We start from the raw sequence: 17134 nt of genomic DNA, 5'->3' as shown, positions 1-17134 counted from the left end.
CGAAACCCCCTTGTCCCGCCCGGGACAAATTGACACGCCAAACGGGTTTGAAATCTCTACAATAAAAACGCACGACCGTTCTTTTTCACTTTCCCAGCACGCAAGGAACACCAGCATGACCGCTGAATACAAAGTCCACGGCTCCGTTGCCGTGATCACCATGGCCAACCCTCCTGTCAACGGACTCGGGTTGGCGACCCGGCAAGGCATCGTGGACGGCCTCAGCCGTGCCAATGCCGATCCAGCGGTCACCTCCATCATCATCACCGGGGCTGGCGGCGCCTTCTCTGGCGGTGCGGACATCAAGGAGTTCGGCACGGACAAGTCCCTGCAAGAACCCAACCTGCTGTCGGTGATTGCCGCCATCGAAAACTCGGCCAAGCCCGTCGTGGCCGCCATGCACAGCGTCGCCATGGGTGGCGGGCTGGAACTGGCCCTGGGTTGCCACTACCGCATTGCGGCGCCTGGCTGCTCGATTGCACTGCCTGAAGTCAAGCTGGGCCTGATTCCTGGCGCGGGTGGTACACAGCGCCTGCCACGCGTGATTGGTGTGGAGGCTGCGCTCAACCTCATCGTGAGCGGCGAGCCCGTCAAGAGCGAAATGATTGCCGGCGTGCCCGGCCAGAAGTTGTTCGACAAGCTGGCCGCATCGGCTGAGTCGCTGGCGGCTGAAGCCCTGGCCTTTGCCCAAAGCGTGGCCGATGCCCGTCCGTTGCCGCTGGTCCGCAACTTCCCTTGCAAGCACCCCGAAGGCGATGCCTACTTCCAGTTCGCGCGCAACATGGTCAAGGGCATGGCCAAGAACTTCCCGGCGCCCGCCAAGTGCGTGGACGCGGTCGAAGCTGCCACCAAGAAGAAGTTTGCCGAAGGCATGCTGGTCGAGCGCGAGATTTTCATCAACCTGATGTGGACGCCAGAATCGCGTGCCTTGCGCCATCTGTTCATGGCCGAGCGTGCCGCAAGCAAGATCCCTGATGTGGCCTCCGACACCCCCAAGCGCGACATCAAGCTGGTGGGCGTGATTGGCGCAGGCACCATGGGCGGCGGAATTTCCATGAACTTCCTGAACGCCGGCATCCCCGTCAAGATCCTGGAAATGAAGCAGGAAGCCCTGGATCGCGGCATCGCCACGATCAAGAAGAACTACGAAGCCCAGGTCAAGAAGGGCAAGCTCAAGCAGGACAAGTACGAGCAGCGCATGGCCCTGCTGTCCACCACGCTGAGCTACGACGACTTCAAGGACTGCGATCTCATCATCGAGGCCGTGTTCGAGGAGATGGGCGTCAAGGAAGCCGTGTTCAAGCAGCTGGATGCCGTGGCCAAGCCCGGCGCCATCCTGGCGTCCAACACTTCCACGCTCGACGTGGACAAGATCGCTGCCTTCACCAAGCGTCCGCAGGACGTGGTGGGCATGCACTTCTTCAGCCCTGCCAACGTGATGAAGTTGCTCGAAGTCGTGCGCGGCAAAGAAACCGCCAAGGACGTGCTCGCCACCGTGATGGCGATTGGCAAGAAGATCAAGAAGACCTCGGTGGTCTCCGGCGTGTGCGACGGCTTCATCGGCAACCGCATGATCGAGCAGTACAGCCGCCAGGCAGGATTTCTGCTGGACGAGGGCTGCACGCCCCAGCAGGTGGACAAGGCTGTAGAAAAATTCGGTTTTGCCATGGGCCCGTTCCGCATGGGCGATCTGGCCGGCAACGATATTGGCTGGGCGATCCGCAAGCGCCGTTCCGTTGAACGCGCCGACATGAAGTACAGCCGGACCGCCGACAAGCTGTGTGAGCTGGGCCGCTTTGGCCAGAAGACCGGCGCAGGCTGGTACGACTACCAAGCCGGCAAGCGCGATGCGATCCCTAGCGACCTGGTCAACAAGATGATCGAAGATCACCGCAAGGAACTGGGCATCACGCCCCGCAAGATTTCGGACGAAGAAATCGTGCAGCGCCTGGTGTTCGCCCTGGTCAACGAAGGCGCACACATCCTGGAAGACGGCATTGCCAGCAAGTCCGGCGACATCGACATGGTGTACCTCACGGGTTATGGCTTCCCCATCCACCGTGGCGGCCCCATGCACTACGCCAGCGAAGTGGGCCTTTTCAACGTGGTGCAGGCCATGGACCGTTTTGCCAAGAACCCCAACGACGATGCGACGTTCTGGAAGCCCGCTCCTCTGCTGGCCAAACTTGCAGCCGAAGGCAAGGCGTTCAACTGACATTGATGCGAAGCTGCACCGCGTGCGCAGGCCCCAGGCCGCCACGGGTGCGTTCCACCCCCTGAAAGGATTCCCCCATGACCTCCGCAGTGATTGTTTCCACCGCCCGCACCCCGCTCGCCAAGAGCTGGAAGGGTTCTTTCAACATGACGCATGGCGCCACGCTGGGCGGCCATGCCGTGCAGCAGGCTGTGCTGCGCGCAGGCATTGATGGCGCTGACGTGGACGACGTCATCATGGGCTGCGCCACGCCCGAAGGCGCCACCGGCAGCAACATCGCCCGCCAGATCGCGCTGAAAGCTGGCCTGCCCATCACAGCCTCCGGTGTCACCGTCAACCGTTTCTGCTCATCGGGCCTGCAGACCATTGCATTGGCCGCGCAGCGCATCATCGCCGGCGAAGCCGACGTGTATGTGGCCGGTGGTGTGGAAAGCATCTCCTGCGTCCAGCAGGAGATGAACCTGCACATGATCCAGGACCTGGCGCTGGCCAAGCAAAAGCCCGAGATCTACTGGAGCATGCTGCAGACCGCCGAGCAAGTGGCCAAGCGCTACAACATCGGTCGCGAAGCCATGGACGAATACGGTGCAGCCAGCCAGCAGAAGGCCTGCGCTGCGCAAGCGGCCGGTCTGTTCGACGCCGAAATCGCCCCCATCACCGTCACAGCCGGTGTGGCCGACAAGACGCTGGGCCTGATCACCAAGCAAGTGACCGTAAGCCGTGACGAAGGCACGCGTGAAGGTACGACGGTGGAAGCCATCAGCGGTTTGCGCTCGGCATTGCCTGGCGGTTTGATCTCGGCGGGCAACGCCAGCCAGTTCTCCGACGGCGCGGGCGCCTGCGTGGTGACCAGCGAAGAGTACGCCAGCAAGAAGGGCCTCAAGCCGCTGGGCCGCTTCCTGGGTTTCGCTGTGGCAGGGTGCGAGCCGGATGAAATGGGCATCGGCCCCGTGTTTGCCGTTCCGAAGGTGCTCAAGAAGCTGGGCCTCACGGTCAACGACATCGACCTGTGGGAGTTGAACGAAGCGTTCGCCGTGCAGGTGCTGTATTGCCGCGACAAGCTGGGCATTCCCGCTGATCGCCTGAACGTCAATGGTGGCGCCATCGCCGTGGGTCACCCCTATGGTGTGTCGGGCCAGCGCCTCACGGGCCACGCTCTTATCGAAGGCAAGCGCCGTGGCGCGAAGCGCGTGTGCGTGACCATGTGTATTGGCGGTGGCATGGGCGCTGCAGGCATCTTCGAAGTGCTGTAACCCGTGGCCGCAGACCGTCCCACTGACATGCATTCCAGGACGGCCTCGCCCGAGGCTTTTCTGGCGCTGGGGCGGCAGGTGCTTGCCAACCAGCCCTTCAGTGTGTTGTTGGGCGCGGAACTTGTGGCGCTGGCGCCGGGAAGGTGCGAGCTGTCGCTAGCCATCACCCCGCAGCTGCGCCAGCAGCACGGTTTTGCCCATGGCGGAGTGGTGAGCTACCTGGCAGACAACGCGCTGACCTACGCCGGGGGCACGGCGATGCAGGTGCCGGTGGTCACCTCCGAGTTCAAGATCAACTACCTGCGGCCCGCCGTGGGCGAGCGCCTGCTGGCCCGCGCTGAGGCGGTGCACCATGGCAAGCGCCAGGCGGTATGCCGGTGTGAGGTGCTGGTGATCCAGGACGGACAGGAGAAGCTTTGCGCCGTGGCGCAGGGCACGATTGCCGCGCTGGGTGCTGCTCAGACGGAGAGCGATGCTGCCGATGCGGCAGCCTGATGTGATGGATGGATACGCCAACGGATGCGGGGAGGGGATGCGGGGGCACGCTACAAATTGTTGCTTTGTCGGGGCGTGAAGCACCCGCTGGTGCGGTTGGCACGGGCAGAATCCGCCGCGACCACCGGTTTGCCGGTGGTCTTGAAGCTGTCTCTTTTTCTCCATCCCGAACCCGGTACCTTCCATGCGTTGTCTGCTTCCCTCCTTTCGCCAGTTTTTCGCCCTCTCGGCCTTTGCCGTCGCATGTGGTGCCCACGCCCAGAGCCAGACCTACAAGCTTCAGCTGCCGCTGGAATCTGACCCGGATGTGGTCCTGCAGGACATCGTGGTGGACGCCAAACAGACGCGGGTAACGTTGCTGGTCAAGAACACCTCCGACGAGGCAATTGAGGCCTGTGCACAGCCCACCGGATCGGCCGATGCGTTCACGCTCAAGGACCTGGGCAGCGGCGCCGTGCTGCAGCAACAGTCGATTGGAGGCCTGACGTTCTGCAACGTGAAGATGGACGTGGTCAAGCCCGGCCGCACCAAGCTCGTCAAGATCACATTCCCGCCACTGCCTGCACGCGCCACGCGCCTGCAGCTCGGAGAAGCCAATTGCCAGCCCAAGCCCGATTCGGACATGGAGTTCTGGTGTTTCAAGAACATCGTGCTGCCTGCACGCTGAACCCCATCGGGTGAGGGCACATCGGGCATGCACGCAGCCACAAGGAGACCTTCTGATGACCCTGCGTTCCACGCTCGACTTTCTGCTGTATGAATGGCTCGAGGCCCAGTCCCTCACGGCCCGTGCGCGTTTTACAGACCACTCGCGCGAAACTTTCGATGCGGTGCTCGACACCTGTGAGCGCATCGCCCGTGAGAAGTACGCTCCCTTCAACCGAACGGTGGACATCGAGGAGCCGCATTTCGACGGTGAAAAGGTCATCCTGCCCCAGGCGACCTACGAGGCGCGCAAGGCCTACGCCGAATCCGGCCTTCTGTCCGCAGCGCAGGACTATGAGGTCGGTGGCATGCAGCTGCCCTACACCGTAGAGGCGGCCGCCAACAGCTTCTTTGCAGTGGCGTCCATCAGCATCGGCTCGAATCTGCTCACCTCGGGCAATGCCAACCTGCTCATGGTGCATGGCACCGAGTCGCAAAAGCAGGTGTTCGCACTCAATGAATTCAACGGCCGATGGTCGGGCACCATGTGCCTGTCCGAGCCTCAGGCGGGTTCCTCGCTGTCGGATGTGGCCACGCGCGCCGTGCCCGATGGCGACGGCTTTGAGGCCGACCCGCTGGGCGCGCGGTATCGCCTGACGGGCAACAAGATGTGGATCAGCTCGGGCGACCACGAGCTCACCGAAAACATCGTGCACCTGGTGCTGGCCAAGATCCCGGGGCCGGACGGTAAGCTGGTGCCTGGCACCAAGGGCATCTCGCTGTTCATCGTGCCCAAGAAGCTCGTGGACACCGATGGCAAGCTCACCGGCGTGCGCAACGACGTGGCGCTGGCGGGCCTGAACCACAAGCTGGGCTGGCGTGGCACCACCAACACGCTGCTCAACTTTGGTGAAGGCAAGTTCCCGGTGGATGGGCGTGCAGGGGCCGTGGGTTACCTGGTGGGGCAGCCCGGCAAGGGCCTGCACTGCATGTTCCACATGATGAACGAGGCGCGCATCGGCATCGGCATGGCGGCCACCATGCTGGGGCTGGCGGGCTACTATGCCAGCCTGGACTACGCCAAGAACCGGCCGCAAGGGCGTCCGGTGCAGGGCCCCAAGGACGCTGCAGGCGCGGGTGCGGCTGCCGTGGTCAAGGACGCCGCCCAGCCCCAGGTGCGCATCATTGAACACGCCGACGTCAAGCGCATGCTGCTGGCCCAGAAGTCCTATGGTGAAGGGGCGCTGGCGCTCAATCTCTTCTGCGCCAAGCTCGTGGATGAGCAACATACCGGTGATGCCGTGGCGGCCGACGAAGCCCGCCTGCTGCTGGAAGTGCTCACCCCCATCGCCAAGAGCTGGCCCAGCGAGTGGTGCCTGGAGGCCAACAGCCTGGCCATCCAGATCCATGGCGGCTACGGCTACACGCGCGATTTTCCGGTGGAGCAGTACTGGCGCGACAACCGCCTGAACATGATCCACGAAGGCACGCATGGCATTCAGGCCATGGACTTGCTGGGCCGCAAGGTGCTCATGGAAGGCGGGCGCGGCCTGCAGCTGCTGGCCGGCCGCATCAACGCCACCATCGAGCGCGCGATCCAGGTGCCCACGCTGGCCGCGCATGCCAATGCACTGGGTGCCGCGCTGCAGCAGGTGGGGGCCGCCACCAAGGCGGCCTGGGCCACAGGCCAACCGGCTGACGCGCTGGCCAATGCGGTGCCCTACATGCAGGCCTTTGGCCACATGGTGCTGGCCTGGGTGTGGCTGGACGTGGCCCTGGCCACGCTGGCCCAGGATGCCAATCTGGCCCAGCCCGCGAGCGTGGGGCGCATGGGCGGCATGCGGTTTTTCTTTCACTACGAACTGCCGAAAATCGGCGCCTGGCTGCAGGTGGTCAGCACGCGCGATGCCACCTGCGCGGCCTTCCCTGAAGAGGCGTTTTGATGGCGGCGCAGCAAACCCTGCAACGCCTGCACAAGCTCATCTGGGTGTTGATCTACGGCGGCTTGCTCACGCTGATCCTGGGCATTGCCACGGCACGCACCAACGACGCCCTGGGCTGGAGCTTCATCGTGGTCGGTGGGGCGTTGGCTGCAGCGGGCGTGGCGCTGATTGCGGTGCGGGCCCGGTTGCACGCCGACCCCGGCCCGTAGCTGGACGCCCGACACCACCGCGACACAAAGTGCCCGCATTGCGCCGCACAATCATCGGCGCGTGGGGCCAACACCCATCAATAGATCCATCCAACACCGAAGGAGACTTTCAGCATGACCCGTACCATCCAACAACTGTTCGACCTCACTGGCAAAACCGCGCTGGTCACCGGCGGCTCGCGTGGCCTGGGGCTGCAACTGGCCCATTCGCTGGGCGAGGCGGGCGCCAAGATCCTGCTCAGTTCACGCAAGGCGTCCGACTTGGAAGAGGCCACGGCCGAGCTGCAGACCGCGGGTATCGATGCCCGCTGGATCGCCGCCGATTGCGCCAAGGAAGAAGACATCCGCCGCCTGGCCGATGAAACGCTGGAGCGACTGGGCCACGTGGACATCCTGGTGAACAATGCCGGCGCTGCCTGGGGGGCCCCCGCCGAAGACCACCCCGTGGACGCGTGGGACAAGGTGATGAACCTCAACGTGCGTGGCTACTTCATCCTGTCTCAGCACATCGCCAAGCACAGCATGATCGCGCGCCGCAGCGGCAGCATCATCAACGTGGCGTCCATTGCCGGCCTCGGTGGCAACCCCAAGGGCATGAACACCATTGCCTATAACACTTCCAAGGGCGCGGTGATCAATTTCACCCGTGCGCTGGCGGCAGAATGGGGCCAGTACAACATTCGTGTCAACGCCATCTGCCCCGGTTTCTTCCCGAGCCGGATGACAGTGGGCACCCTGAAGGCCATGGGTGAGGAAGCACTGGCGGCCCACGCGCCCCTGGGCCGCCTGGGCGACGACGAGGACCTGAAGGGCCTGTGCGCGCTGTATGCGTCCGATGCGGGCAAGCACATCACCGGCCAGTGGCTGGCGGTGGATGGCGGCGTGAGCATCGTTACGGGAGGTTAGGCAGGGTACTTCCCCCTGAGCCGCTTCGCGGCTTCCCCCTTCTCTCGGCTTTGCCGGGAAGGGGGACGCAGCCCTCGCTGCGGGGCGGCCCTTGCTAGGCTGCCCTGGCCGGGGCCGCGCCAGTTTTTGAGTTCTGTGTTCTGAGGACATGCCGTGAAAAGTTTTGGTGTCGAAATCCCCTTTGTCAGCCACCTTGGCTTCACGCTGCACCGGATGGAGGGCGGCGAGTCCGAGCTGCATTACGAGGCGAAGCCCGAGCACCTGAACTCCTTCGATGTGACCCATGGCGGCGCATCGATGACGCTGCTGGACGTGACCATGGCCACGGCTGCGCGCAGCGACACGCCCGACATGGGCGTGGTCACCATCGAGATGAAGACCAGCTTCATGCAGCCCGCGCGCGGGCCGCTGGTGGCCAAGGGACGGCTCATTCATCGCACGGCCACCATGGCTTTTACCGAAGGCACGGTGGTCGACGCGCAGGGCAAGGTGTGTTGCCATGCCACCGGCACATTCAAGTACGTGCGGCGCCTGCCGTTGGACAGCCGCAGCGCCAACGGGCTCAAGGTGATTTCCACCGATTGAGCAAAATTTTTAGATCAAATTGGCCTCTGGCGCTTTATCCATAAGCGCTAGTAGCTATTGAATTCATAGTGATAGACATTCTGAAGGAGCCTCTCATGCCCCGCAACCAACAAATCGTTCTCGACAACCGTCCCCAGGGCGAAGCCGTGGCCAGCAACTTCAAGCTGGTGGCCACCGACACGCCTGCGCTGCAGGACGGCCAGGTGCTGGTGCGCCACCACTTCCTGAGCCTGGATCCGTACATGCGCGGCCGCATGAACGAGAGCAAGAGCTACGCCGCCTCTCAAGGCCTGGGCGAGGTCATGATCGGTGGCACCGTGGGCGAGGTGGCCGAGAGCAAGCACCCCAAGTACGCCGTGGGCGACAAGGTGGTGGGCATGGGTGGCTGGCAGGAATACAGCGTGGTGGACGGCAATGCCGTGGGCGCGCTGCGCAAGGTGGACACCACGCACGTGCCGCTGTCGCACTACCTGGGCGCCGTGGGCATGCCCGGCGTGACGGCCTGGTACGGCCTGGTCAAGATCATCGCCCCCAAGGAGGGTGACACCGTGGTGGTGAGCGCCGCCACCGGCGCCGTGGGCAGCGCCTTTGCCGCGCTGGCCAAGGCGCGTGGCTGCCGCGCCGTGGGCATTGCCGGTGGTGCCGACAAGTGCAGGTATGCGGTGGAAGAACTGGGCTTTGACGCCTGCATCGACTACAAGGAACACAGCGATGTGAAGGCCATGTCCAAGGCCTTGAAGGAAGCCTGCCCCAACGGTATCGACGGCTACTTCGAGAACGTGGGCGGCTGGATCATGGACGCCGTGATGCTGCGCATGAACGCCTTCAGCCGCATTGCCCTGTGCGGCATGATCGCCGGCTACGATGGCGCGCCGCTGCCCATGGCCAACCCCGCGCTCATGCTCATCAACCGCATGAAGGTCGAAGGCTTCATCGTCAGCGAGCACATGGAAGTCTGGCCCGAGGCGCTTAAGGAGCTGGGCACGCTGGTGGGCACCGGCAAGCTGCGCCCACGCGAGACGGTTGCCCAGGGCATTGCCGCCGCGCCCGAGGCCTTCCTCGGTCTGCTCAAGGGCAAGAACTTCGGCAAGCAACTGGTGAAGCTGATCTGATGACGCTCCGCTGGATCTGGGCCCGCTTCGACGACTTGGGCGTGCACGCGCTGCACGACACGCTCGCTCTGCGCTGCAAGGTCTTCATCCTGGAGCAGGGGCCCTACCAGGACCCCGATGGCGCCGACAAAAAGTCGCACCACCTGCTGGGCTATGACGAGGCCGGTGCGCTCCAGGCCAGCCTGCGCGTGGTGGACCCGGGCGTGAACTACCCCGAGCCTTCCATCGGGCGCGTGGTCACCGCCAAGGAGGCTCGTGGCAACGGCACGGGCCGTGCGCTGATGGTGGAGGGCATAACCCGCTGCAGCCAGGCGTGGCCCGGCCGAAGCATCCGCATCAGCGCGCAGGCTCACCTGCAGCGGTTTTACGGCAGCCTGGGCTTTGTGGCCGTGTCCGACGAATACCTGGAAGACGACATTCCCCATATCGAGATGTTGTGGAGTCCCCCATGACCACTGCGACCGCCCCAACTGCCAGCCTGGCACGCACCCACGACGTGTTCAACCAGAGCACGCCCTGGGCGGATGTGAACCTGTTCACCACCAACCAGCCCCTGCAGGACGCGCTGCGCACGCACGCCCCCAGCCTGCCGCTGGCGGGCCTGACGGCCCTGGGCGCAGAGATGGGGTCGGCGGAGATGTTGACCCACGCGCGCCTGGCCAATACCCACACGCCGCAGCTGCACACGCACGACCGCTTCGGCCACCGCACCGATGTGGTCGAGTTTCACCCCAGCTACCACGCGCTGATCGGCGCGGCGCTGCGCCATGGCCTGCACGCCACGCCCTGGTCGCGCACCGGCGGTGCTGCGGCGTACGCACACACCGAGCGGGCTGCCGGCTTCATGCTCTTTACCGAGGCCGAGCCCTCGGTGCTGTGCCCCGTGTCGATGAGCTACGCCGTCACGCCTGCACTGCGCGGCAACGCCGCGGTGTGGGCCGACTGGAGCGCGGGCCTGGCCAGCACCCGGTACGACCCGCGCCTGGCCTTGTTCTCGCAAAAATCCGCGCTCACGATGGGCATGGGCATGACCGAGAAGCAGGGCGGGTCGGACGTACGCGCCAACACCACCCAGGCCGTGCCCGATGGCGAGGATGCCTGGGGCCCGCGCTACCGGCTGACGGGCCACAAGTGGTTCTTCTCGGCCCCCATGTGCGATGCCTTCCTGGTGCTGGCGCAGGCGCCCGGCGGGCTGACCTGTTTCTTCCTGCCGCGCGTGCTGCCGGACGACCGCAACGGCACGCTCAACACGATTCGCATCCAGCGCCTGAAGGACAAGCTTGGCAACCACGCCAACGCGAGCTCCGAAGTCGAGTTCATCGACGCGACCGCCTGGCGTGTGGGCGAAGAGGGCCGCGGCGTGGCGCAGATCCTGGAGATGGGCACCATGACGCGGCTGGACTGCGCCCTGGGCACCTGCGGCCTCATGCGCCAGGCGCTGAGCATCGCGCTGCACCACACGCGCCAGCGGTCGGCCTTTGGCAAGAAGCTCATCGAGCAGCCCCTCATGCGCAATGTGCTGGCCGATCTTGCTCTGGAAAGTGAAGCGGCTACCGCTCTTTCCATAAGGCTTGCGAGCGCTTTCGATCACAAAGACAAGAGCGAGCACGAAGCCGTGATGGCCCGTTTGCTGACGCCCGTGGCCAAGTTCTGGGTGTGCAAGCGCGGCAGCGTGTTCGCGCAGGAGGCCATGGAATGCCTGGGCGGCAACGGTTACGTGGAAGAGGGCGGCGAAGGCACCATGGCCCGCATCTACCGCGAGATGCCGCTCAACTCCATCTGGGAAGGCGCGGGCAACATCATGGCGCTCGACCTGCTGCGCGCCGTGCGCCGCGCCGACACCGCCGCGGCCCTGGCCGACGAACTGGCCCCCGCGCGTGGCGCCCACCCGGCGCTCGACCGCCTGGCCAGCGCGCTGCCCTTGCGTGTGGACGCGATGACCACCGAGGCCGAGGCCCGCCGCCTGGCGCAGGACGTGGCCCTGGCCGTGCAGGCCGCACTGCTCTACCGCAGTGCACCCGGCGCTGTGTTCAGTGCTTTCTGCGATTCGCGCCTGGGCGGGGACTGGGGCTACAGCTTCGGCACGCTGGGCGCGGGCGTGAACCTTGACGCCATCTTGGCCCGCGCGCTTCCGATCTGATTCACCCCACAGAATTTTGCGGAGAAATCCATGTCTCATCTCATCCTGCACCACTACCCCTCGTCGCCGTTTTCCGAAAAGATCCGCCTGGTGCTGGGCTTCAAGAAGCTGGCCTGGAAGTCCGTGATCATCCCCAGCATCGCGCCCAAGCCCGATGTGGTGGCGCTCACGGGCGGCTACCGCAAGACGCCGTTCCTGCAGGTGGGTGCCGACATCTACTGCGACTCCGCGTTGATCTGCGATGTGCTGGAGCACGAGCAGCCCGAGCCCGTGCTGTACCCGCCGCACCTGAAGGGCGTGGCACGGGTGTTCGCGCAGTGGGCCGACAGCAGCCTGTTCTGGGCGGCCATGGCTTACAACCTGCAGCCCAAGGGCGCGTCCGCCATGTTCGCCAACCTGCCGCCCAACGTGGCCCAGGCCTTCAGCGAAGACCGCCGTGAGATGAGTGCCGGCATGCAGCGCCTGCGCCCGGCAGACGCCACGGCCGCCTACCGCTCGTACCTGCGCCGCATCGCGCACATGGCCGAGGAGCATGACTTCCTGTTTGGCGCCGAGCCCTGCCTGGCCGACTTTTCCACCTACCACCCGCTTTGGTTCACGCGCCAGTGCGTGCCGGTGATGGCCGACATCTTCGCGGCCACCCCCGCCGTGCTCGAATGGATGGACCGCATCGCGGCCCTGGGCCACGGGCGCATGGAGAAGTTCACCGCGCAGGACGCCATTACCGTGGCCGCTGGCGCTGAGCCGCTGCCGCTGATGGATGACGTGTTCCAGGACGAGCACGGCATCCCCCTGGGCACGCAGGTCGCCATTGCCGCCGAAAGCTTTGGCACCGAGCCGACCGAGGGCGAACTGATCGCCGCCACCCGCACCCGCTACACCCTGCGCCGCACCGACCCGCGCGCAGGCACCGTGCAGGTGCATTTCCCCCGCATTGGATACACGTTGCGAAAGGTTGAGAAATAAATGATTGACGACTTCAAAGGCAAGACCGCCGTCCTGACCGGCGCCGGCTCGGGCTTCGGCCTCGAATGCGCGCGCATCGGCGCCCGCCTGGGCATGAACCTGGCGCTGGTGGACGTGCAGCAGGACGCGCTCGACGCCGCTGCCGCCGAGATGCAGGCCGCGGGCGTGCAGGTGCTGGCGCGCAAGGTCGACGTGTCGAACGCCGCGCAGATGGAGCAACTGGCCGCCGATGTGCAGCAGCGCTTTGGCGCGCCGCACCTCGTTTTCAACAACGCTGGTGTGGGCGCGGGCGGCCTGGTGTGGGAGAACTCCATCAAGGACTGGGAATGGGTGCTGGGCGTGAACCTCTGGGGTGTGGTGCACGGTGTGCGCCTGTTCACACCGATGATGCTGGCCGCCGCCAAGGCAGACCCCGCCTGGCGCGGCCACATCGTCAACACCGCCAGCATGGCGGGCCTGGTGGACGCTCCCAACATGGGCATCTACAACGTGAGCAAGCACGCCGTGGTGAGCCTGTCGGAAACGCTGTACCAGGACTTGTCGCTGGTCACCGACCAGATCGGCGCCAGCGTGTTGTGTCCGTTCTTCGTGCCCACCGGTATCAGCCAGAGCCACCGCAACCGGCCCGAAGACATGCCAGCCGAGAGGCCCACCAAGAGCCAGCTCATCGGCCAGGCCATGAGCGACAAGGCTGTGGGCAGCGGCAAGGTGACGGCCGCCGAGGTGGCGCAGAAGGTGTTTGACGCAGCGGCCCAGGGCCAGTTCTACATCTACAGCCATCCCAAGGCCATCGCCTCGGTGCAGACGCGGATGGAAGACATCATGCTGGGCCGCAACCCCACCGATCCGTTTGCCAGCAAGCCTGAGGTCGGCGAGCAGTTGCGTGCCGCATTGAGGGCTGAATAAGCCCCTGGCGCTTGATATAGAAGCGTGAATAGCTATTAAAAATATAGCAAATGTCTGCTGAGCCACACACCCTCGAAACGGCGCACGCTTTCACAAGCGGCTATGCGCTGTTTCCAACCGCCATTGGCCACTGCGGCATTGCGTGGCAGGGTGCACGGCTGGTGGGTGTGCAGCTGCCGGAAGATGCTGGCGAGGTGCCAACGCGTGCCCGCATGCAGCGCCGGTTTCCGCAGCTCGCTGAAAGCGGGATGCCACCCGAGGTAGCAGCCTGGGCAGCGCGTGTGGTGGCCTTGCTCGAAGGAGCGCACGACGACCTGTGTGATGTGCCCTTGGCGCTGGACACCGTGGCCCCCTTCAACGCCCGCGTGTATGAACTGGCCCGCCGCATCCCACCCGGAAAAACCATGACCTATGGCGAGATGGCTGCCGCGTTGGGCGAGCCGGGTGCCGCGCGTGCCGTGGGCCAGGCGTTGGGCCACAACCCGTTTGCGCCTGTGGTGCCGTGCCACCGTATCCTGGCGGCGAACGGCAAGACAGGCGGTTTTTCGGCCGGTGGCGGCGCCACCACCAAGATGCGCATGCTGGAGATCGAGGGCGCGTTTGCGCACGAGACCCTGGCGCTGTTTGCACCCAGAGGCTGAACGGATCAACCGCGCTTTTTGAGCAGGGGCGACCCCGCGCTGGCCATGGCCAGCTCGTGCGTGGTGTTCAGCAGGGCAGGGCCCAGGGCCTGCATGCGCTCGGGCGTCAGGCGCACCAGCGGGCCCGCAATGGTCACCACCCCGATCACCGTGCCGTTGCCCCGTCGGATGGGCGCGGCCATGGCCGCCATGGCCGGTGCAAACACCTCGACGATGGTGCTGAAGCCCTGCTGCCGTGCGGTGCGCAGGTAGGCCAGCAGGGCCTTCACGGTGGTGGGGGCGTTGGGGCCGTAGTCTTCGGGCTTGCCAAAGCCCTGGCGTGCAACCAAGGCCAGGGCCTCTTCGTCGCTCATCGTGGACAGCCAGGCGTGGCCGGCCGAGCTGCACGACAGGTTGACCGACAGGCCCATGTCCGGGTCGTAGCGAAGGCCGCGCACGGCCCCTTGCGCCTTGGCCACAAAGGTCAGCGCATCACCGTCCACCACGGCCAGACGCACCAGCTCGCCAGATTCGGCGGCCAGCCGGTCCAGCAGGGGCTGGGCAATGTCCACCACGCCCGTGGCGCTCAGATAGCCCAGGCCCAGCGACACCAGCTTGATGGTGAGCATGTAGTTGCCCTGGCTCTGGTCCTGCCGCACGTAGCCGCAACGGATCAACTCGGCCAGCAGGCGGTGCGTGGCGCTCAGTGGCATGTCCAGTTCCGAGGCCAGGCTCGACAGGGCCTTGCCTTCCGGGTGCGGTGCAAGGTGCTCCAGGACTTTGAAACTGCGTTCAAGGATGCTGCTCATGGCGGGGCTTTTTGTGATCGTGAACTGGTTTTGTCGGGATACCCAAGCGCTGGTTCTTCCGGCGCAATGTATCAAAAATTGTTAAAGGGTTTCTACTGTGGAAACAGTTTCCACTTTATTCATACGATGCAGTCCCAGATGCACCCCGGGCCTGGGGTGCACAACCCTGGTCTCTTTTTGTTGGAGAAGTCCCTGTGAAAAAAACTGCTTGCCTCCTGGCGGCCGCTGGCCTGTCCTTCTTGATGGCGCTGCCCGCCGCCGCGCAGCAGGAGCGCGTGATCCGCTTCGGGCACCTGAACAATGCCGACCACCCCGTGAGCTTTGGCGTCAAGCGTTTTAGCGAGCTGCTGGCGGCCAAGAGCGGCGGCAAGATGAAGGTGATGGAGTTCCCCGCCTCGCAGCTGGGCAACGAGATGCAGCAGCAGTCGGCGCTGCAGGGCGGTGTGCAGCAGATGTCGGCCCCGGCCACCACCTCGCTGGCCGGCATCGTCAAGGAATTCGGGTTGGTGGACTTCCCCTTCTCGGTGGCCAACTTTGCGCAGGCCGATGCGCTGCTCGACGGCCCGCTGGGCCAGGCGCTGATCGCCCGATTGCCCGAGAAGGGCCTGGTGGCCCTGGGCTACTGGGACCTCGGTTTTCGCAACGTGACCAACAGCAGGCGCCCCATCACCAAGGCCGATGATTTTGATGGACTCAAGCTGCGCGTGATCCCCAACCCGGTGTTCCTGGAGACCTTCAAGGCCTTCAAGGCCAACCCTGTGCCCATGCCGTTTGCCGAGCTGTACGGCGCGCTGGAAGCCAAGGCCGTGGACGGACAGGAGAACCCCTATGCGGTGATCCTGTCGAACAAGATGTTCGAGGTGCAGAAGTACGTGAGCGCCACCAACCACGTGTACGCCGCCAACATCGTGCTGGTGAGCAAGAAGTTCTGGGACCAGCTCACCCCCGCCGAGCAGAAGATGATGCACGACGCGGCCAGCGAGTCGCGTGGCTACCAGCGCCAGGTGAGCCGCGCCGCAGCGCAGCGTTCGGTGGGTGACCTGCAGGCCAAAGGCATGGCCTACAACGAGATCACGCCCGCCGAGCTGGCGCGCATGCAGCAGATCGCCAAGCCCGTGATCGAGAAGTTCGCGGCCACCTATGACCCGGCGATCGTCAAGCTCTACAACGACGAACTCGCCCGCATCCGCAAGTAAGCCACCTGGTCCGAAACCTATGAAAATTCTCATCCTCCACGGCCCCAACCTCAACCTGTTCGGGCGCCGCGAACCCCATATCTATGGCACCACCACGCTGGCCCAGATCAACGAGCGTTTGCTCAAGCTCGCTACAGAGCTGGGTGTGGAGCTCGACATCGTGCAGTCCAACCATGAGGGCGCGCTCATCGACTTCCTGCACGCGAACATCGATGCAGCGCAGGGCGCACTCGTGAATCCTGCGGGCCTGACACAGCACGGCGTGCCGCTGCACGACGCCATCAAGGCCATGCCTTTCCCGGTGATCGAAGTGCACATGTCCAACATCGCCGCGCGCGAAGCCTGGCGCGCGCACTCCATCATCTCGCCCGCCGTCAAGGCCACGGTGCAGGGCTTCGGGCCCCACTCCTACCTGGCCGGGCTGCGGGCGTTGGTGGACAGCCTGCGCGAGGCCGCCCAGGTTGCCTGAGCGGTGTGGGATGTACCGTGATGTGCGTTCAACATCTCCTTTGAAAAGCCACAGGCCCCCGATGGACCGGCTCTGCCCTTTGCCGTGCTGCTAGTGAGCGGTGGTTGATTCGATATTTTTGGGTCAAATAGGCCGCTGGCGCTTTGGTGGATTGCGCAACATGCTATAAAAATAGTAGCATATGTAGCGGCGTCAACACAGCCCGCTTCGCCAAAAGCTGTGCCGGCAAGGCCAGGCATCAGGTGGTGAGGTGCCTGGGCAAAAAACAGGCCCGCTGGGGTCTGTTCGACAGCGCACAGACGCGCAGTATCTGTCCCTTGTACAAGAGGATCGGAGCGTACCCGCCACGCGGTTACGCCATTCACTTGTACCAGGAGCCGCCCATGTCCCATCCATCCACCCTTGCCTCTGCGTGGGACACGTCTTCCGTGGGGCAGCCGGCAGACATCTCGCTGCTGGAACTCTCCCACCTGGGTGAACACCTGGTGCACTGCGGCGCGTTGCGGGGGCCGTTGGACCAGTTTCTCGCTGGCGCTGCATGGCTGCAGGCCTTGGTTGCAGAACATGTCGTGACTGTTGCACTCCTGGTCACGTTGCTGGTGGGGGCCGTATCGCTGGTGCGATAGGGGGCAAGCGCATGGGCTTACGCACACCATGGCCCTGGG

The 17134-nt window shown here is 64.7% G+C and carries 18 protein-coding genes; 17 read left to right on the top strand and 1 reads right to left on the bottom strand.

Features of this window, described 5'->3' with window-relative positions; all coding sequences use genetic code 11:
* Positions 1-115 precede the first annotated feature (115 nt).
* From ASE52_RS07125 to ASE52_RS07060, 14 genes are all read left to right on the top strand, one after another.
* Complete coding sequence (locus ASE52_RS07125) at positions 116-2215, top strand: 3-hydroxyacyl-CoA dehydrogenase NAD-binding domain-containing protein (RefSeq protein ID WP_057224779.1); 2100 nt, start codon at positions 116-118, stop codon at positions 2213-2215.
* Between the two features lie 77 nt (positions 2216-2292).
* Positions 2293-3468, top strand: coding sequence for an acetyl-CoA C-acyltransferase (locus tag ASE52_RS07120; protein WP_010465610.1), 1176 nt, complete (start codon positions 2293-2295; stop codon positions 3466-3468).
* Between the two features lie 27 nt (positions 3469-3495).
* Positions 3496-3963 (top strand): PaaI family thioesterase, encoded by a 468-nt coding sequence (locus tag ASE52_RS07115; RefSeq protein ID WP_010465608.1) that lies wholly within the window; start codon positions 3496-3498, stop codon positions 3961-3963.
* 184 nt (positions 3964-4147) lie between these two features.
* On the top strand, positions 4148-4630 hold the full coding sequence (locus ASE52_RS07110; protein ID WP_010465606.1) for a hypothetical protein: 483 nt from the start codon (positions 4148-4150) through the stop codon (positions 4628-4630).
* A gap of 55 nt (positions 4631-4685) precedes the next feature.
* Entirely contained in the window at positions 4686-6551 is a 1866-nt protein-coding gene (locus tag ASE52_RS07105) for an acyl-CoA dehydrogenase (RefSeq protein ID WP_010465604.1), read from the top strand.
* On the top strand, positions 6551-6760 hold the full coding sequence (locus ASE52_RS07100; RefSeq protein ID WP_010465603.1) for a hypothetical protein: 210 nt from the start codon (positions 6551-6553) through the stop codon (positions 6758-6760). Before ASE52_RS07105 ends, ASE52_RS07100 begins: the two co-directional genes overlap by 1 nt.
* A 114-nt stretch (positions 6761-6874) precedes the next feature.
* Positions 6875-7666, top strand: coding sequence for an SDR family oxidoreductase (locus tag ASE52_RS07095; protein ID WP_010465601.1), 792 nt, complete (start codon positions 6875-6877; stop codon positions 7664-7666).
* A gap of 153 nt (positions 7667-7819) precedes the next feature.
* The gene (locus ASE52_RS07090; protein ID WP_010465599.1) at positions 7820-8251 is read left to right on the top strand and encodes a PaaI family thioesterase; all 432 of its coding nucleotides are present in this window, start codon (positions 7820-7822) and stop codon (positions 8249-8251) included.
* Positions 8252-8346: 95 nt separating this feature from the next.
* The gene (locus ASE52_RS07085; RefSeq protein ID WP_010465598.1) at positions 8347-9363 is read left to right on the top strand and encodes an NADP-dependent oxidoreductase; all 1017 of its coding nucleotides are present in this window, start codon (positions 8347-8349) and stop codon (positions 9361-9363) included.
* Positions 9363-9815: a GNAT family N-acetyltransferase gene (locus tag ASE52_RS07080; RefSeq protein ID WP_057224777.1), complete on the top strand. Its 453-nt coding sequence runs from the start codon at positions 9363-9365 to the stop codon at positions 9813-9815. Before ASE52_RS07085 ends, ASE52_RS07080 begins: the two co-directional genes overlap by 1 nt.
* On the top strand, positions 9812-11503 hold the full coding sequence (locus ASE52_RS07075; protein WP_057224775.1) for an isovaleryl-CoA dehydrogenase: 1692 nt from the start codon (positions 9812-9814) through the stop codon (positions 11501-11503). Before ASE52_RS07080 ends, ASE52_RS07075 begins: the two co-directional genes overlap by 4 nt.
* A gap of 30 nt (positions 11504-11533) precedes the next feature.
* Positions 11534-12469: a glutathione S-transferase family protein gene (locus tag ASE52_RS07070; protein WP_057224773.1), complete on the top strand. Its 936-nt coding sequence runs from the start codon at positions 11534-11536 to the stop codon at positions 12467-12469.
* A complete protein-coding gene (locus ASE52_RS07065; RefSeq protein WP_057224772.1) occupies positions 12470-13375 on the top strand; it encodes an SDR family oxidoreductase in 906 nt (301 codons plus the stop codon).
* A gap of 50 nt (positions 13376-13425) precedes the next feature.
* Positions 13426-14016 carry a methylated-DNA--[protein]-cysteine S-methyltransferase gene (locus tag ASE52_RS07060; protein ID WP_057224770.1) on the top strand — a complete coding sequence of 197 codons (591 nt, stop codon included), beginning with the start codon at positions 13426-13428 and terminating at the stop codon, positions 14014-14016.
* Positions 14017-14021: 5 nt separating this feature from the next.
* Here the strand turns inward: ASE52_RS07060 and ASE52_RS07055 are convergent, their stop codons facing one another.
* Positions 14022-14804 carry an IclR family transcriptional regulator gene (locus ASE52_RS07055; RefSeq protein WP_010465592.1) on the bottom strand — a complete coding sequence of 261 codons (783 nt, stop codon included), beginning with the start codon at positions 14802-14804 and terminating at the stop codon, positions 14022-14024.
* A 242-nt stretch (positions 14805-15046) separates the two neighbouring features.
* Here ASE52_RS07055 and ASE52_RS07050 point away from each other — a divergent pair, with 242 nt between their 5' ends.
* The 3 genes from ASE52_RS07050 (at position 15047) to ASE52_RS07040 (ending at position 17095) form a co-directional block, all read left to right on the top strand.
* A complete protein-coding gene (locus ASE52_RS07050) occupies positions 15047-16000 on the top strand; it encodes a TRAP transporter substrate-binding protein (protein ID WP_050812563.1) in 954 nt (317 codons plus the stop codon).
* A 19-nt stretch (positions 16001-16019) separates the two neighbouring features.
* Positions 16020-16469: a type II 3-dehydroquinate dehydratase gene (locus tag ASE52_RS07045; RefSeq protein WP_010465590.1), complete on the top strand. Its 450-nt coding sequence runs from the start codon at positions 16020-16022 to the stop codon at positions 16467-16469.
* A gap of 383 nt (positions 16470-16852) precedes the next feature.
* Positions 16853-17095 (top strand): hypothetical protein, encoded by a 243-nt coding sequence (locus ASE52_RS07040; protein WP_010465589.1) that lies wholly within the window; start codon positions 16853-16855, stop codon positions 17093-17095.
* Positions 17096-17134: the final 39 nt, after the last annotated feature.

This window comes from Acidovorax sp. Root275, assembly GCF_001428965.1.
Taxonomy (GTDB): Bacteria; Pseudomonadota; Gammaproteobacteria; order Burkholderiales; family Burkholderiaceae_C; genus Acidovorax; species Acidovorax radicis.
This window is presented reverse-complemented; position numbering and strand designations above follow the sequence as displayed.

Coding starts and splice junctions, on each gene's coding strand:
- ASE52_RS07110 (WP_010465606.1), top strand. CDS start 4,148: ATGCGTTGTCTGCTTCCCTCCTTTCGCCAGTTTTTCGCCCTCTCGGCC.
- ASE52_RS07040 (WP_010465589.1), top strand. CDS start 16,853: ATGTCCCATCCATCCACCCTTGCCTCTGCGTGGGACACGTCTTCCGTG.
- ASE52_RS07080 (WP_057224777.1), top strand. CDS start 9,363: ATGACGCTCCGCTGGATCTGGGCCCGCTTCGACGACTTGGGCGTGCAC.
- ASE52_RS07095 (WP_010465601.1), top strand. CDS start 6,875: ATGACCCGTACCATCCAACAACTGTTCGACCTCACTGGCAAAACCGCG.
- ASE52_RS07065 (WP_057224772.1), top strand. CDS start 12,470: ATGATTGACGACTTCAAAGGCAAGACCGCCGTCCTGACCGGCGCCGGC.
- ASE52_RS07125 (WP_057224779.1), top strand. CDS start 116: ATGACCGCTGAATACAAAGTCCACGGCTCCGTTGCCGTGATCACCATG.
- ASE52_RS07055 (WP_010465592.1), bottom strand. CDS start 14,804: ATGAGCAGCATCCTTGAACGCAGTTTCAAAGTCCTGGAGCACCTTGCA.
- ASE52_RS07120 (WP_010465610.1), top strand. CDS start 2,293: ATGACCTCCGCAGTGATTGTTTCCACCGCCCGCACCCCGCTCGCCAAG.
- ASE52_RS07115 (WP_010465608.1), top strand. CDS start 3,496: ATGCATTCCAGGACGGCCTCGCCCGAGGCTTTTCTGGCGCTGGGGCGG.
- ASE52_RS07085 (WP_010465598.1), top strand. CDS start 8,347: ATGCCCCGCAACCAACAAATCGTTCTCGACAACCGTCCCCAGGGCGAA.
- ASE52_RS07070 (WP_057224773.1), top strand. CDS start 11,534: ATGTCTCATCTCATCCTGCACCACTACCCCTCGTCGCCGTTTTCCGAA.
- ASE52_RS07050 (WP_050812563.1), top strand. CDS start 15,047: ATGGCGCTGCCCGCCGCCGCGCAGCAGGAGCGCGTGATCCGCTTCGGG.
- ASE52_RS07045 (WP_010465590.1), top strand. CDS start 16,020: ATGAAAATTCTCATCCTCCACGGCCCCAACCTCAACCTGTTCGGGCGC.
- ASE52_RS07075 (WP_057224775.1), top strand. CDS start 9,812: ATGACCACTGCGACCGCCCCAACTGCCAGCCTGGCACGCACCCACGAC.
- ASE52_RS07100 (WP_010465603.1), top strand. CDS start 6,551: ATGGCGGCGCAGCAAACCCTGCAACGCCTGCACAAGCTCATCTGGGTG.
- ASE52_RS07105 (WP_010465604.1), top strand. CDS start 4,686: ATGACCCTGCGTTCCACGCTCGACTTTCTGCTGTATGAATGGCTCGAG.
- ASE52_RS07060 (WP_057224770.1), top strand. CDS start 13,426: ATGTCTGCTGAGCCACACACCCTCGAAACGGCGCACGCTTTCACAAGC.